Source organism: Pseudomonas typographi, from assembly GCF_014694385.1.
GTDB classification, from domain to species: Bacteria; Pseudomonadota; Gammaproteobacteria; order Pseudomonadales; family Pseudomonadaceae; genus Aquipseudomonas; species Aquipseudomonas typographi.
On the sequence record NZ_JAAOCA010000022.1, the window covers coordinates 64,784 to 77,694 of the forward strand.

16 protein-coding genes are annotated in these 12,911 nt (G+C 64.0%); 12 read left to right on the forward strand and 4 right to left on the reverse strand.

Features of this window, described 5'->3' with window-relative positions; translation table 11 throughout:
• Positions 1-172 precede the first annotated feature (172 nt).
• Entirely contained in the window at positions 173-1,063 is an 891-nt protein-coding gene (locus HAQ05_RS17590) for a sugar nucleotide-binding protein (RefSeq protein ID WP_190422887.1), read from the forward strand.
• A complete protein-coding gene (locus HAQ05_RS17595; protein ID WP_190422888.1) occupies positions 1,056-1,985 on the forward strand; it encodes an NAD-dependent epimerase/dehydratase family protein in 930 nt (309 codons plus the stop codon). Before HAQ05_RS17590 ends, HAQ05_RS17595 begins: the two co-directional genes overlap by 8 nt.
• Positions 1,986-2,161: 176 nt before the next feature.
• On the opposite strand, the gene HAQ05_RS17600 is transcribed toward HAQ05_RS17595, so the two are convergent.
• On the reverse strand, positions 2,162-2,842 hold the full coding sequence (locus HAQ05_RS17600) for an OmpW/AlkL family protein (RefSeq protein WP_190422889.1): 681 nt from the start codon (positions 2,840-2,842) through the stop codon (positions 2,162-2,164).
• 276 nt (positions 2,843-3,118) lie between these two features.
• On the opposite strand from HAQ05_RS17600, the gene HAQ05_RS17605 reads away from it, so the two are divergent.
• Positions 3,119-3,460 (forward strand): hypothetical protein, encoded by a 342-nt coding sequence (locus tag HAQ05_RS17605; RefSeq protein WP_190422890.1) that lies wholly within the window; start codon positions 3,119-3,121, stop codon positions 3,458-3,460.
• A 285-nt stretch (positions 3,461-3,745) separates the two neighbouring features.
• On the opposite strand, the gene HAQ05_RS17610 is transcribed toward HAQ05_RS17605, so the two are convergent.
• The 3 genes from HAQ05_RS17610 to HAQ05_RS17620 all read right to left on the reverse strand — a co-directional run bounded on the left by HAQ05_RS17610 (position 3,746) and on the right by HAQ05_RS17620 (position 6,108).
• Positions 3,746-4,570, reverse strand: coding sequence for an aldo/keto reductase (locus HAQ05_RS17610; protein WP_190422891.1), 825 nt, complete (start codon positions 4,568-4,570; stop codon positions 3,746-3,748).
• A gap of 76 nt (positions 4,571-4,646) precedes the next feature.
• On the reverse strand, positions 4,647-5,519 hold the full coding sequence (trxA, locus tag HAQ05_RS17615; protein WP_190422892.1) for a thioredoxin: 873 nt from the start codon (positions 5,517-5,519) through the stop codon (positions 4,647-4,649).
• A gap of 124 nt (positions 5,520-5,643) precedes the next feature.
• Entirely contained in the window at positions 5,644-6,108 is a 465-nt protein-coding gene (locus HAQ05_RS17620; protein ID WP_190422893.1) for a hypothetical protein, read from the reverse strand.
• A 112-nt stretch (positions 6,109-6,220) separates the two neighbouring features.
• On the opposite strand from HAQ05_RS17620, the gene nrdR reads away from it, so the two are divergent.
• From nrdR to ribA, 9 genes are all read left to right on the forward strand, one after another.
• Complete coding sequence (gene nrdR / locus HAQ05_RS17625) at positions 6,221-6,685, forward strand: transcriptional regulator NrdR (protein ID WP_190422894.1); 465 nt, start codon at positions 6,221-6,223, stop codon at positions 6,683-6,685.
• The gene (ribD, locus tag HAQ05_RS17630) at positions 6,682-7,818 is read left to right on the forward strand and encodes a bifunctional diaminohydroxyphosphoribosylaminopyrimidine deaminase/5-amino-6-(5-phosphoribosylamino)uracil reductase RibD (protein ID WP_190422897.1); all 1,137 of its coding nucleotides are present in this window, start codon (positions 6,682-6,684) and stop codon (positions 7,816-7,818) included. Before nrdR ends, ribD begins: the two co-directional genes overlap by 4 nt.
• Before the next feature lie 24 nt (positions 7,819-7,842).
• Positions 7,843-8,508, forward strand: coding sequence for a riboflavin synthase (locus tag HAQ05_RS17635; protein WP_190422899.1), 666 nt, complete (start codon positions 7,843-7,845; stop codon positions 8,506-8,508).
• 16 nt (positions 8,509-8,524) lie between these two features.
• The gene (gene ribBA / locus HAQ05_RS17640; protein ID WP_190422901.1) at positions 8,525-9,616 is read left to right on the forward strand and encodes a bifunctional 3,4-dihydroxy-2-butanone-4-phosphate synthase/GTP cyclohydrolase II; all 1,092 of its coding nucleotides are present in this window, start codon (positions 8,525-8,527) and stop codon (positions 9,614-9,616) included.
• Positions 9,617-9,695: 79 nt separating this feature from the next.
• A complete protein-coding gene (gene ribH, locus HAQ05_RS17645) occupies positions 9,696-10,172 on the forward strand; it encodes a 6,7-dimethyl-8-ribityllumazine synthase (protein WP_190422903.1) in 477 nt (158 codons plus the stop codon).
• On the forward strand, positions 10,169-10,666 hold the full coding sequence (gene nusB / locus HAQ05_RS17650; RefSeq protein WP_190422906.1) for a transcription antitermination factor NusB: 498 nt from the start codon (positions 10,169-10,171) through the stop codon (positions 10,664-10,666). The genes ribH and nusB overlap by 4 nt, the downstream gene beginning before the upstream one ends.
• Positions 10,667-10,676: 10 nt before the next feature.
• Entirely contained in the window at positions 10,677-11,651 is a 975-nt protein-coding gene (thiL, locus tag HAQ05_RS17655; RefSeq protein ID WP_190422908.1) for a thiamine-phosphate kinase, read from the forward strand.
• A complete protein-coding gene (locus HAQ05_RS17660; protein ID WP_190422910.1) occupies positions 11,648-12,151 on the forward strand; it encodes a phosphatidylglycerophosphatase A in 504 nt (167 codons plus the stop codon). The genes thiL and HAQ05_RS17660 overlap by 4 nt, the downstream gene beginning before the upstream one ends.
• A 102-nt stretch (positions 12,152-12,253) precedes the next feature.
• A complete protein-coding gene (ribA, locus tag HAQ05_RS17665) occupies positions 12,254-12,847 on the forward strand; it encodes a GTP cyclohydrolase II (RefSeq protein ID WP_190422912.1) in 594 nt (197 codons plus the stop codon).
• Positions 12,848-12,911 lie beyond the last annotated feature (64 nt).

Sequence of the window (12,911 nt, forward strand, 5' to 3'; positions counted from 1 at the left end):
GTCGGAGGCCGCACCATAGCGCCGCGCAGGCGGCCCAGCCAGCACAATTGCATGGTATTACCGGCGCGGCCACCGAGACAGGGTGACGAATGCCGCGCAAAGCCGCAAAATAGCTCGCTTTGACCATTGCCGAGTTTCTCCCCATGCCATCGAGATTGGACCCGCCGCCCCTATGCTAATGCGCCTGATGCTGCTAGGCGGCGGCAGCGCGCTGGGCCAAGCGCTGATCCGCCTGGGGGCCGAAGAAGACATCAGTTTTCTCGCCCCGCGCCCACCCGAGGCGGGCTGGGACGCTGCAAGCCTTGCTCAATTGCTCGACGATACGCGCCCCGACGCGCTGATCAACCTGGCCTACTATTACGACTGGTTCCAGGCCGAGGCCGTGCCGCCGGCGCGCCTCAAGGCCCAGCAGCAAGGCATGGAACGCCTGGCGCAACTGTGCGAGCAGCATGGCGTGGTGCTGGTGCAGCCTTCGAGCTACCGAGTATTCGATGGCGCCCGGGCCACCGCCTACAGCGAAAAGGACGAACCACTGCCGTTGGGCGAGCGTGGCCAGGCGCTGTGGCACATTGAGCAACAGGTGCAAGCGGTTTGCCCGCAGCATGTGATGCTGCGTTTCGGCTGGTTGCTCGATGAAAGCAGTGACGGCAACCTGGGGCGCTTCCTGGCAAGGGCCGAACAGCCCCAACCGCTGTGGCTGGCCGATGACCGCCGCGGTAACCCGACCCCGGTGGACGATGCCGCGCGGGTGATCCTTTCGGTGCTTAAACAGCTCGATTGCGATGCGCCGCTGTGGGGCACCTACCATTACGCGGGCAACGAGGCCACTACTGCGCTAGCGTTGGGCCAGGCCATTCTGGCCGAGGCCGAGGCGGCGGGTGTGCGCCGGTTCAACGCCGAACAACTGAGCGCCCGAGCCCACGCCGCCTGCGATGATGCCCTGGAGGAACCGCAGCACGCGGTGCTTGCCTGCAAAAAAATCTTACATACCTTCGGTATCAAACCGCGCGCCTGGCGTGCGGGGTTGCCGGCATTATTGGAGCGTTATTTCCGCCATGGCTGAGGCTACCGTCCTGATCACTGGCGGGGCGGGCTTCATCGGCTCGCACCTAGCCGACACACTGCTCGCCAAAGGGTATGCGGTACGCGTGCTGGACGACTTTTCCAGCGGTAAGCGTGAAAACCTAGACTTGGCCCACCCGGGCCTTTCGCTATTCCCAGGTAACGTAGCCGATGCGGCACTGGTGGAGCGCGCCATAGAGGGCTGCAGCGCGGTAGTGCACCTGGCTGCCGTGGCATCGGTGCAGGCCTCGGTGGATGACCCGGTGAAAACCCACCAGAGCAACTTCATCGGCAGCCTCAATGTGTGTGAGGCCATGCGCAAGGCCGGTGTGCGCCGAGTGGTGTACGCCTCCAGCGCCGCCGTATATGGCAATAACGGTGAGGGCGTGGCGGTGCGCGAGAGCACACCGAAGGCCCCGTTAACGCCCTACGCATCGGATAAGCTCGCCAGCGAATACTATTTCGAATTCTACGCTCGCGAGCATGGGCTGGAACCGGCGATCTTCCGTTTCTTCAACATCTATGGCCCGCGCCAAGACCCTTCGTCGCCGTATTCCGGGGTTATCAGTATTTTCGCCGAGCGCGCGCTGACCAACAGGCCCATCACCGTGTATGGCGATGGCGAGCAAACCCGGGATTTTTTCTACGTAGAAGATTTGACTGACGTGTTGGTACAAGCCATCGAGCGGCCTGAAGTGGTCCAGGGGGCGGTGAATGTGGGCCTGGGCCACGCCACATCGCTCAACGACCTGCTGGCGGCCTTGGAAACCGTGGTCGGCAGCCTGCCAGCGCTGAACCACGAAGCCCCCCGGGGCGGTGACATCCGCCATTCGCGGGCCAACAACCAGAGGTTGCGCGAAGGTTATACCTTGAAAACGCCAACGCCGCTGACCGAAGGGCTGCGGCGTTTGATCGGGGGATAAAAAGGTGCCAGAAGCGGCAAGCATTGGCCTGTTAACTGCCGCTTGCCGCTACCCCATAGCGTCTCAGGCCTTGGCTGCGCCCTTTGGACGGTCCGTTTTGTTGCCGGGCGGCACCGCGCCATGCCCGACAACAACCTTCCCGGGTCAATGCTCGTGCGAACGTCTAAGGCACCCCACTAGAACTTATACCCAAGCCCGACCATATACACCCAAGGGTCTACTTCCACATTTACCTTGGTCTGGCTCACGGCCAGGGCCGTTGGGCCGTCTACGGTGGCCTTGGTGTTGATGTCTACGTACCACACCGCGGCGTTGAACAGCAGGTGGTCGGTCAGTTGGTAGTCGAACCCCAGTTGCCCGGCCAGGCCTACGGAATCTTGCAGCTTCAGGTTACTGAAGCCCTGTTGCTTGCGCTGGCTGCTGAGGTCTTCGTCATAGAACAGCGTGTAGTTGATGCCGACGCCGCCATAGGGCTGGAATTTCGAGGTAGGCGCCAGCGGGTAGTACTGCAGCGACAACGTAGGGGGCAGTTGCTTGATGTCGGCCAGTTTGCCGTCCAGGCCAGCGCCTTTAACCCCTACGGTGTGCTGGAAGGGCGTGGCGGCCAGCAGTTCGATACCCACGTGGTCGGTGAGCATGTAGGCAAAGGCCAGGCCTAGCTGGGTGTCGCTGTCCAAGGTGGCTTTGGTGCCGCTGACCCTGGCGCCGTCGGTGCGCAGCGCGCCGCTGTCTTCATTGGGGGCGGTGGTGGCAGCCCCTGCGCGGATGATGAAGTCGCCCGCTTGGTGGGCCTGGGCAGCAGGGGAGGCAGCTAGCGCGAGGGCGGTGAGCGTGGCGCCGAGCAATACGGTTTTCATGGGGGCTCCAATGACAATGCGAAAATCTATAAGTGCCATGGTAGGTGCCCTGTCAAACCTTCCCTTGATCTAACTCAATGAAACAGGCGGTTACAGCGCGGGCGGCGGATATCTTAGTACGCCTGCGGGTATTGGCTAACCCACACCGCGCAAGGCGTTAGCGTGACGGTAGTAGGTACAACCCCGTACGCGCTGGCGCGATGTTATAACCACTATCGTTGGCGGGCCAGCACGGCCTGGGTTAAGGTCGTTAACCCGATAACCAGGGCGAGCACCATGATCCGAATACGTGGCACCATTGGGCAATGGCCCGTCGACCTCAGTGTTGAGTTGGAGAGCGTGGATTGGCAACGTTTGGCCGCGCAGGTTACGCCGGCGGTGGCTGAAGCGCCGGCGGCCAGTACGCCGCGTGCCGGGCAGGATGATGCCTTATGGGCCAATGCCCTGCGCTTGGTCGAGCAGGCCGGGCGCATCAATGGGCCGGCGCTGATGGAACAGCTCGAAAGCCTGGCTGGCAACGCCACGGCGGCCAAGCGCCTGCTGGTTCGCCTGCGCCATTGCCCCCAAGTGCGCGTGCTCACGCAAGCAGACGCGCCGTTATATTGCTGGCAGGGCTAGCGCGGCTTTTTTGATAAGTGTGTACAACAACCAACCTATGCCTTTGGCTGCCTGGCAACACGGCCAGCAAACAAAAGGCACCGTCAAAAAGGGGACGGTCACCTTCTGAAACACCCGCCGGGGGCTCGCGAATAACCAGAATTAAATAATGCAGCGGCTGCCGATCACCTTCCACCTATGCGGAACCCCAACCGTGGCAAGGACAGGGTGCCATGTAACAAAAGCGCCCATACGAACCACCACAGGCGAGGCTGAATTTACCGAGTGGTGTGTTTAGACGCCACGCTAATACGTATCGGGGTTGGGCCCCAGCCGTTGGCCGCGGTCGAGTTCGGCGATGGCGGCCATTTCCTCAGCATCCAGGCGGAAATCGAACACCTGGGCGTTGCTGCGAATGCGCGACGGGGTTACCGATTTGGGGATCACGATCAGCCCGCTGTCCAGGTGCCAACGAATGATCACCTGGGCAACGTCCTTGCCGTGCTTGGCGGCTATCTGTTTGAGCACCGGGTCGTCCATGGCCTTGCCCTGTGCCAATGGGCTCCAGGCTTCGGTGTGGATGCCCAACTGCTGGTGCACTTCACGCAACGGGTGCTGTTGCAGGTACGGGTGCAGCTCGATTTGGTTCACCGAAGGCGTTTCGCCCGTTTCGTCGATGATCCTGCGCAAGTGTGGGGCGTGGAAGTTCGACACCCCGATTGAACGGGTGAGGCCGCGCTTTTTTAGCTCGATCAACGCCTGCCAGGTTTCCAGGTAAAGGTCCTTGGCCGGCTGCGCCCAGTGGATCAGCAGCAGGTCGACATAGTCCATTCGCAGCCGTTTGAGGCTGCTCTGAAGGGCTTTGATCGCCGTATCGTAGCCCTGGTCATCGTTCCACACCTTGGTGGTGATGAACACCTGGTCTCGCGGCTTGCCGGCTTGGCGTACACCTTCGCCCACCGCGGCTTCGTTCTTGTAGATCGCAGCAGTGTCGATGGCCAGGTAGCCGGCGGCAATGGCTTCGCGCACGGCGACGGTCGCCTCGCTGTCGCTGGCTTGCCACACGCCTAGCCCGAATTGGGGCATCACGATGGTGTCGTTCAGTTGTATGCGTGGGTGCTCAGTGCTCATCACGGTCTCCTCGGCTTCAAAGAGGCTTCGACCCGCACCGTGTGCGGGCCGTTCCCGGCAAAAAGCCTAGGCGCAGTTAGTACAGGGCGGCGAACAGCTTGCGCCGGTAGGCGGTGACCAGCGGGTGTTCGTTGCCCAGCAGGTCGAATACCTGCAACAGGGTTTTATGCGCCACCCCTTCGTTCCAGGCGCGGTTACGCACGAACAGCTTGAGCAGGCCTTCCAATGCGGCCTCGTACTGCTGCCGGGCCAACTGGCGCACGGCCAGTTGATAGGCGGCTTCGTCGTCACTTGGATTCTGCGCCAGGCGGGCCTTGAGTTCGGCGGCATCGGGCAGGTCCCCGGCCTGGCTGAGAAACGTCAGTTGCGCCTTGGCGCCGGCAAGCTCGGCCTTGTGCTCATCGCTTTTGATGGCGTCCAGAATGGTTTGCGCCTCGCCCAATTCGCCGCGCTCGGCCAGGCAGCGGGCGTAGAGAATCAGCGCCGCGGTGTGGCTGTTATCTTCGCTGAGCAGCGCCTTGAGGGTGGCTTCGGCCTGGGCATACTGGCCTTGCGCGAACGCCGCCTGGGCCGCCTCGAACGGGTCGTCGGCGGGCGGCGCCGGCAGCGCAACGTGTGGCTCGAGCATGGCGCGCACGGCTGACTCCGGCTGTGCACCGGCAAAACCATCTACCGGTTGGCCGTCTTTGAACAGCACCACGGTCGGCAAGCTGCGGATGCCGAACATGGCCACCACCTGCTGCTCCACGTCGCAGTTCACCTTGGCCAGCAACAATTGGCCCTGATAGCTCTGGGCGATCTGCTCGAGCATTGGCATCAACACCTTGCAGGGGGCGCACCAGTCGGCCCAGAAGTCCACCAGTACGGGTTGGTTGAACGAGTTTTCGATCACCAACTGTTGGAAGTCGGCATCGGTGGCGTCGAAGATATAGGGGGTGTCGTGGCTCATCGTGGTTCTCGAAAAGGAACATGCGGCATAGGCGCCACTATAAAGGGTGCGCGGCGGCGCCGGAAGCGGGCCGCGCATCGCCCAACACCGCCTGCCAACGTGCTGGCCGATGTTGGGCGCTCACTCAGGGGGCTTTGTCCATCTGCAACTGGCCGAGGTTCTGCGTGGTGGCTTGGGCAATGCCGCGTGGCGTCAGCTTCAGGCTGAGCATCCCGGCCTGGCTGGCCCGGCCGCGCAGCTCGACCCGTGCGCCCTGGGGGAACGCCTCGGGGGCGAAGCGCAACTGAAACGGCAGGGCACGGCCGTTGCCCGCCAGGGTGGTGCTGGCCAGCAGGCGCTGGGGGCGGCCGCTGTCGTCGACCACCAGCATGGCCAGCTCTACCTGCGCCCCAACCGGCACGTTGGTCAGGGTGCCGCTGAGTTCACGCTGCCAGGCCGGCAATGGGCCCAGGGGCTCTGGTGCTGTGATGTCGGGAGCCGGCGCGCCGGCGGGCGGGGCCGCGGTGGCTGCTGGAGGGCTGGGCGCTTCGCCCGCGCAGGCGCTGAGCAGGCCGAGCAAGCCGAGCAATGCCAGTGAACGTACTTTCATAGGGGCCTAAATCCTTGCGTATGCCGGCGCACAGGTATACCGCAAAGCCCCGGTCTTGTCTTGCCGGGTGGATGCGCTACCATGGCCGTCCCCTTTTCTGTGGCCTGCCACCATGCACTGTCCGTTCTGCGGTGCCAACGACACCAAAGTCATCGACTCACGGCTGGTTGCCGAAGGCGAACAGGTTCGCCGCCGCCGTGAATGCGTGGCATGCGGTGAGCGTTTCACCACTTTCGAAACCGCCGAGTTGGTGTTGCCGCGCCTGATCAAGCAAGACGGCACACGCCAGCCGTTCGATGAAGACAAACTTCGTGCCGGCATGCAGCGCGCGCTCGAGAAGCGCCCGGTGAGCGTCGAGCGGCTGGAAGCTGCGCTGAGCCACATCAAGCACAGGCTACGCGCCACCGGCGAGCGCGAGGTTAAATCCTTGGTGGTGGGTGAACTGGTCATGGCCGAGTTGCGCCAACTCGACGAGGTGGCGTACATCCGTTTCGCCTCGGTGTACCGGCGCTTCCAAGACCTCGACGAGTTCCGCGAAGAAATCGACCGCTTGTCTCGGGAGCCCGCTGGGCGATGAACATAAGCCCTACGCAAGACGCCGCCGACCGCCAGTTCATGGCCCGTGCATTGCAATTGGCCGAGCTGGGCCGTTATTCCACCCACCCTAACCCTAGGGTGGGTTGCGTGATCGTAAGCGGCGCTGAGGTGGTGGGCGAAGGCTGGCACCGCCGGGCCGGCGAGCCCCACGCAGAAGTCCATGCCCTGCGCCAGGCTGGTGAACGCGCCGTGGGCGCCACCGCCTACGTGACACTCGAGCCGTGTAGCCACTTTGGGCGAACCCCTCCGTGCGCTGATGGGTTGATCGCCGCGCGGGTTTCCAGGGTGGTGGCGGCCATGCGCGACCCCAATCCGCAGGTGGCTGGCAGCGGCTTGGCACGGCTGGCCGAGGCGGGTATCAGCGTGCGCGCCGGGGTGCTCGAAGCCGAGGCGAGGGCGCTGAACCCGGGTTTTATCAAACGCATGGAAACCGGGCTGCCGTTCGTGCGGGTAAAGCTTGCCATGAGCCTGGATGGCCGCACCGCCATGGCCAGCGGCGAAAGCCAATGGATCACCGGCGCCGAGGCGCGCCGCGCCGTGCAGCGCCTGCGCGCGCAATCGAGCGCGGTACTCAGCGGTGCCGACAGCGTGCTGGCCGATGCCGCGCGCTTGACGGTGCGGGCGGCCGAGCTGGGCCTTGAGGGCGAGCAAGCCGAACTGGCGCTGGTGCGCCCGCCGCTGCGCATTCTGATCGACGGCCGGTTACGTGTGCCATTGGCGGCGCCATTCTTTTCGGCTGGCCCTTCGCTGGTAGTGTGCCAGCAGTTGCCGGAGCACGCCGGTGCTTATGCCCGTGCTGGCGCCGAATTGCTCGCGGTGCCAGGGGTGGGCGGCCGGGTCGACCTGCCGGCACTGCTGCGCGAGTTGGCTGCGCGGGGTGTGCAAGAGTTGCTGGTGGAAGCCGGTGCGCGCTTGGCCGGTGCTTTCGCCCAGCAGGGCTTAGTCGATGAATACCAGATTTTCATGGCCGCCTGCCTGCTCGGCTCCAGCGCCCGGCCCCTGCTCGATTGGCCGCTGGCGCATATGGCCGAGGCGCCGCGGCTGAACATCACCGGCCTGCGCGCGGTGGGCAGCGACTGGTTGATCAGCGCCGTGCCCGCGGCCCCCGTATAATCCCCGGCTTTCTTGGAGGCCCCCATGTTCACCGGCATCATCGAATCGATTGGCAGCATCCGCAGCCTTACCCCCAAAGGGGGTGACGTGCGCGTGTACGTGGCCACCGGCAAGCTCGACCTGGCCGACGTCAAGCTCGGCGACAGCATCGCCGTCAACGGCGTGTGCCTGACCGCCGTGGAATTGCCCGGCGACGGTTTCTGGGCCGACGTTAGCCGCGAAACCCTCGACGTAACCGCGTTCAACGAGCTCAAGGCCGGCAGCCGGGTGAACCTCGAAAAAGCCCTGACCCCGACCAGCCGCCTGGGCGGCCATTTGGTCAGCGGCCATGTCGACGGGGTAGGCGAGGTGGTGGCCCGTGCCGATAACGCCCGTGCCATCGCGTTCCGACTGCGCGCGCCCCACGCCTTGGCCAAGTACATCGCCCATAAGGGGTCGATCACCGTCGACGGTACCAGCCTTACCGTCAACGCCGTGGACGGCGCGGAGTTCGAATTGACCATCGTGCCGCATACACTGGCCGAAACCATCATGGGCGATTATCGCCCCGGCCGCCGGGTCAATCTCGAGGTCGACCTGCTGGCACGCTACCTGGAGCGCCTGCTGCTGGGTGACAAGGCCGCCGAACCTACCCAGGGCGCCGGTATCAGTGAAAGCTTCCTGGCCGCCAATGGCTATTTGAAATCCTAATGCAAGGGGGTGCCGCGTGGCGCTCAATACGATCGAAGAACTGGTCGACGATATACGGCAAGGCAAGATGGTCATCCTGATGGATGACGAAGACCGCGAAAATGAAGGCGACTTGATCATGGCAGCCGAATGCTGCCAGGCGGAACACATCAATTTCATGGCGCGCTTTGCCCGCGGCCTGATCTGCATGCCGATGGCCCGTGAACGTTGCGAAACCCTACGGCTGCCGCTGATGGCTCCGCGCAATGGCTCAGGCTTCGGCACCAAGTTCACCGTTTCGATCGAAGCGGCCGAAGGCGTGACCACTGGCATCTCTGCCGCCGACCGTGCGCGCACCGTGCAAGCGGCCGCCGCCCGCGACGCGGTGGCCGAAGACATCGTCAGCCCCGGGCACATCTTCCCGTTGATGGCGCAGCCCGGTGGCACCTTGGCCCGTGCCGGCCACACCGAGGCTGCCTGCGACCTGGCGCGCATGGCGGGCTACGAGCCGGCGGGGGTGATTTGCGAAATCATGAACGACGACGGCACCATGTCTCGGCGTACCGAGCTCGAAGCCTTCGCCGCCGAGCATGGCATCAAGATCGGCACCATTGCCGACCTGATCCACTACCGGATGATCCATGAGCGCACCGTTCAGCGGGTGTCTGAGCGGCCATTGGACAGCGAACTGGGGCAGTTCAACCTGGTGACCTACCGCGATTCGGTTGAGGGCGACGTGCACATGGCACTGACCCTCGGGCAGATCCACGCCGACCACGCCACCTTGGTGCGCGTGCACAACATGGACCCGCTGCGCGACCTGTTGATGGTGCGCCAGCCGGGCCGCTGGAGCCTGCGCGCGGCGATGAGCGCGGTGGCCGAGGCGGGCAGTGGCGTGGTATTGCTGCTGGGGCACGCACCGGATGGCGATGCGCTGTTGGCACAGATTCGTGAAGCCACCGAGCATGTGGCGGTAAAAAAACCAACGACCTATAGCATCGTCGGTGCCGGCTCGCAGATTCTGCGCGACTTGGGTGTGCGCAAAATGCGCCTGATGAGTTCGCCCATGAAGTTCAATGCGATATCCGGATTCGACCTGGAAGTTGTAGAATACGTACCCTCCGAGTGACCGGCCGTGGCCGGCGCCCGCTATTATTCGCTTACGGGCCGCACTGAAGCGGCCCGGCTCTTTAAATACGAGACCCGCAATGACCGTGAAGACCCTCGAAGGTACTTTCATCGCCCCCAAAGGTCGCTTCGCCCTGGTGGTCGGCCGCTTTAACAGCTTCGTCGTCGAAAGCCTGGTCAGTGGCGCCCTCGACGCCCTGGTACGCCATGGCGTAAGCGAAAACGACATCATCATTATCCGTGCCCCCGGCGCCTTCGAAATCCCCCTGGTAGCGCAAAAGGTCGCCCAGCAAGGCGAATACGACGCCATCATCGCCCTCGGCGCGGTCATTCGTGGCGGCACCCCGCACTTCGAGTACGTCGCAGGCGAATGCACCAAGGGCTTGGCCCAGGTGTCCATGGAGTTCGGCCTGCCGGTCGCATTTGGCGTGTTGACCGTCGACTCTATCGAACAGGCCATCGAACGCTCCGGCACCAAGGCCGGCAACAAGGGCGCTGAAGCCGCGCTGTCGGCCCTTGAAATGGTCAGCCTGCTGGCGCAGTTGGAGGCCAAGTGAGCAGCGACGATAACCAACGCTTCAACCCGCGCGAGCCGAAAGACCCCGCCGCGGCCAAGGGCAAATCGGCCAAGCGCCACGAAGCGCGCAAGCTGGCGACCCAGGCCCTGTACCAGTGGCATATGGCCGGGCATTCGCTGAACGAGATCGAAGCGCAGTTTCGTGTAGACAACGATTTTTCCGATGTAGACAACGCCTACTTTCGTGAGCTTCTTCGCGGCGTGCCCACCAGCAAAGATGAAATCGACGCGGCCCTCGTGCCCTGCCTAGACCTCGCGCTCGACGAGCTCGACCCGGTCGAACTGGCGGTGCTGCGCTTATCTACCTACGAGATGCTCAAGCGCGTCGACGTGCCGTACCGCGTGGTCATTAACGAGGGTATCGAGTTGGCGAAGGTGTTCGGTTCCACCGACGGCCATAAGTTCGTCAATGGCGTGCTCGACAAACTCGCCCCGACATTGCGTGGGCCAGAGGTGAAGGCGCATAAGCGCTGAGCGTGCGCCCATGGGTGAATTCGAACTGATCAGCCGCTATTTCGCCGCAGCGCCCTGTGCGCAGGCGGGCGACGGCGTTGCACTGGGCATCGGCGACGATTGTGCGTTGCTGGCGTTGGCCCCCGGCGAGCAACTGGCGGTGTCCACCGACACCCTGGTCAGTGGTGTGCATTTCCCTGCCGTGCCAGACCCTTTCCTACTCGGCCAGCGTTCCTTGGCGGTCGCGGTAAGCGACTTGGCAGCGATGGGCGCGCAGCCGTTGGGTTTCACCCTGGCACTGACCCTGCCTGATTTTTCCGCGCAGTGGCTTGGGCGTTACGCCGAGGGCCTGCAACAGATGGCGCAACGGTGTGCCATTCGCCTGGTCGGTGGCGACACCACGCGGGGCCCGCTGAGCCTGACCCTCACCGTATTGGGCAAGGTGCCCGGGGGCCAGGCGCTGACCCGCGGTGGCGCGCGCCCAGGCGAGCTGTTTTGCGTGGGTGGTGTGCTTGGCGAGGCTGCCGGCGCGCTGCCGTTTGTGCTCGGCGAGCGGAGCGAGCGCAGCGCCGCGCCGGGCGTGGCTGGGCCGCTACTGGCGCACTACTGGGCGCCGCAGCCGCAACTGGCGCTCGGCCAAGCCCTGCGCGGGCGTGCCAGCGCGGCGATAGACATCTCCGATGGGCTGCTCGCCGATGCAGGGCATATCGCCGAGGCCTCGGGGGTGGCTGTTCATATCGAACGTTCGCGCCTGCCGCTGTCAGATGCCTTGGTGGCCTTTGCCGGCGAGCAAGGCGCCTTCGATGCGGCGCTCGCCGGCGGAGACGACTACGTACTGGCCTTCAGCTTGCCGGCGCAGCATGTGCAGGCACTGCAGTTGGCGGGGCAGCCCGTGCATGTGATCGGGCAAGTGCATGCCGGGCACGGTGTAACCCTGCTCAGCGACGACGGCCGGGATATCACCCCGGCCAAGCGCGGCTATCAACACTTCCGGGGGCCTATGTGAGCGAACATCCCAACGAGGTACCGGCAACCTTCGTACCGCCGTCGGTATGGCGCAACCCTTGGCATTTCATTGCCTTTGGCTTCGGTGCCGGCACCCTGCCCAAGGCGCCGGGCACCTGGGGCTCGCTGGTGGCGTTGCCGTTTATCCCGCTGTGGCAGTTGCTGCCAAGCTGGGGTTACTGGCTGATGCTCGGGGTGTCGATGCTGTTCGGCTTTTGGTTATGCGGCAAGGTCGCCGACGACCTGCGCGTGCACGACCATGAGGGCATCGTGTGGGATGAAATCGTTGGCATGTGGATTACCCTATGGCTGGTGCCACCGGGCTGGTATTGGCTACTGGTGGGGTTTGCCGTGTTCCGCTTTTTCGACATTCTCAAGCCGTGGCCGATTCGCTGGATCGACCGCCATGTGCATGGCGGCGCGGGGATCATGCTCGATGACGTGTTGGCCGGGGTGTTCGCCTGGGTGGCCATGCAGGTAATCGTGTGGGTGGCCGCCTGAGGCTCGATCGTTTCGGCAGGTGAGCCCGGCAAATTGGAATAAGCCGGGCGCCTGCACCGATGTTACAATGTCACACTTTTTTCGACCCATCAGGAGCACAAGGTGCCCGTCGCGTTCGTTGCTGCGTCTAAACTGCCTACGCCCTTCGCCACTTTCACCATGCACGGTTTTCGCGAGGAGGCCACCGGTCGCGAACACGTTGCCCTCACCCTGGGCGACGTCGCCAATGGCGAGCCGGTATTGGGCCGCCTACATTCAGAGTGCCTCACCGGTGATGCCCTGTTTAGCCAACGCTGCGACTGCGGCTCGCAGCTTGAGGCAGCGCTGCAGGCGATTGCCCGTGAAGGCCGTGGCGTGTTGTTGTACCTGCGCCAAGAAGGCCGCGGCATCGGCCTGTTGAACAAGATCCGCGCCTATGAACTGCAAGACCAAGGCGCCGACACGGTCGAAGCCAATGAACGCCTCGGCTTTGCCGCGGACCAGCGTGACTATCGCATTTGCTTACCGATGCTCGAACACTTGGGTGTAAAGGCCCTTCGCTTGATGACCAACAACCCGCGCAAGGTCAAGGCGCTGGCCGACATGGGCATCCAGGTGGCCGAGCGCGTACCGCTGCACACCGGGCACAACCCGCACAACAAGTATTACCTGGCCACCAAGGCCGGGAAGCTTGGGCATATGATGGGCGGCGCCTGAGGCGCCGAGCGCGGGGCGGCGTCACCCAGGCACTGGCTGCCCAGCGGGGCAGGGGCAGCATCCA

Excerpts from the sequence above, each read along its gene's own strand:
- ribD (WP_190422897.1), top strand. The coding sequence starts at position 6,682 with ATGAACATAAGCCCTACGCAAGACGCCGCCGACCGCCAGTTCATGGCC.
- thiL (WP_190422908.1), top strand. The coding sequence starts at position 10,677 with ATGGGTGAATTCGAACTGATCAGCCGCTATTTCGCCGCAGCGCCCTGT.
- HAQ05_RS17635 (WP_190422899.1), top strand. The coding sequence starts at position 7,843 with ATGTTCACCGGCATCATCGAATCGATTGGCAGCATCCGCAGCCTTACC.
- HAQ05_RS17610 (WP_190422891.1), bottom strand. The coding sequence starts at position 4,570 with ATGAGCACTGAGCACCCACGCATACAACTGAACGACACCATCGTGATG.
- ribH (WP_190422903.1), top strand. The coding sequence starts at position 9,696 with ATGACCGTGAAGACCCTCGAAGGTACTTTCATCGCCCCCAAAGGTCGC.
- trxA (WP_190422892.1), bottom strand. The coding sequence starts at position 5,519 with ATGAGCCACGACACCCCCTATATCTTCGACGCCACCGATGCCGACTTC.
- HAQ05_RS17590 (WP_190422887.1), top strand. The coding sequence starts at position 173 with ATGCTAATGCGCCTGATGCTGCTAGGCGGCGGCAGCGCGCTGGGCCAA.
- HAQ05_RS17600 (WP_190422889.1), bottom strand. The coding sequence starts at position 2,842 with ATGAAAACCGTATTGCTCGGCGCCACGCTCACCGCCCTCGCGCTAGCT.
- HAQ05_RS17620 (WP_190422893.1), bottom strand. The coding sequence starts at position 6,108 with ATGAAAGTACGTTCACTGGCATTGCTCGGCTTGCTCGGCCTGCTCAGC.
- nrdR (WP_190422894.1), top strand. The coding sequence starts at position 6,221 with ATGCACTGTCCGTTCTGCGGTGCCAACGACACCAAAGTCATCGACTCA.
- HAQ05_RS17595 (WP_190422888.1), top strand. The coding sequence starts at position 1,056 with ATGGCTGAGGCTACCGTCCTGATCACTGGCGGGGCGGGCTTCATCGGC.
- HAQ05_RS17605 (WP_190422890.1), top strand. The coding sequence starts at position 3,119 with ATGATCCGAATACGTGGCACCATTGGGCAATGGCCCGTCGACCTCAGT.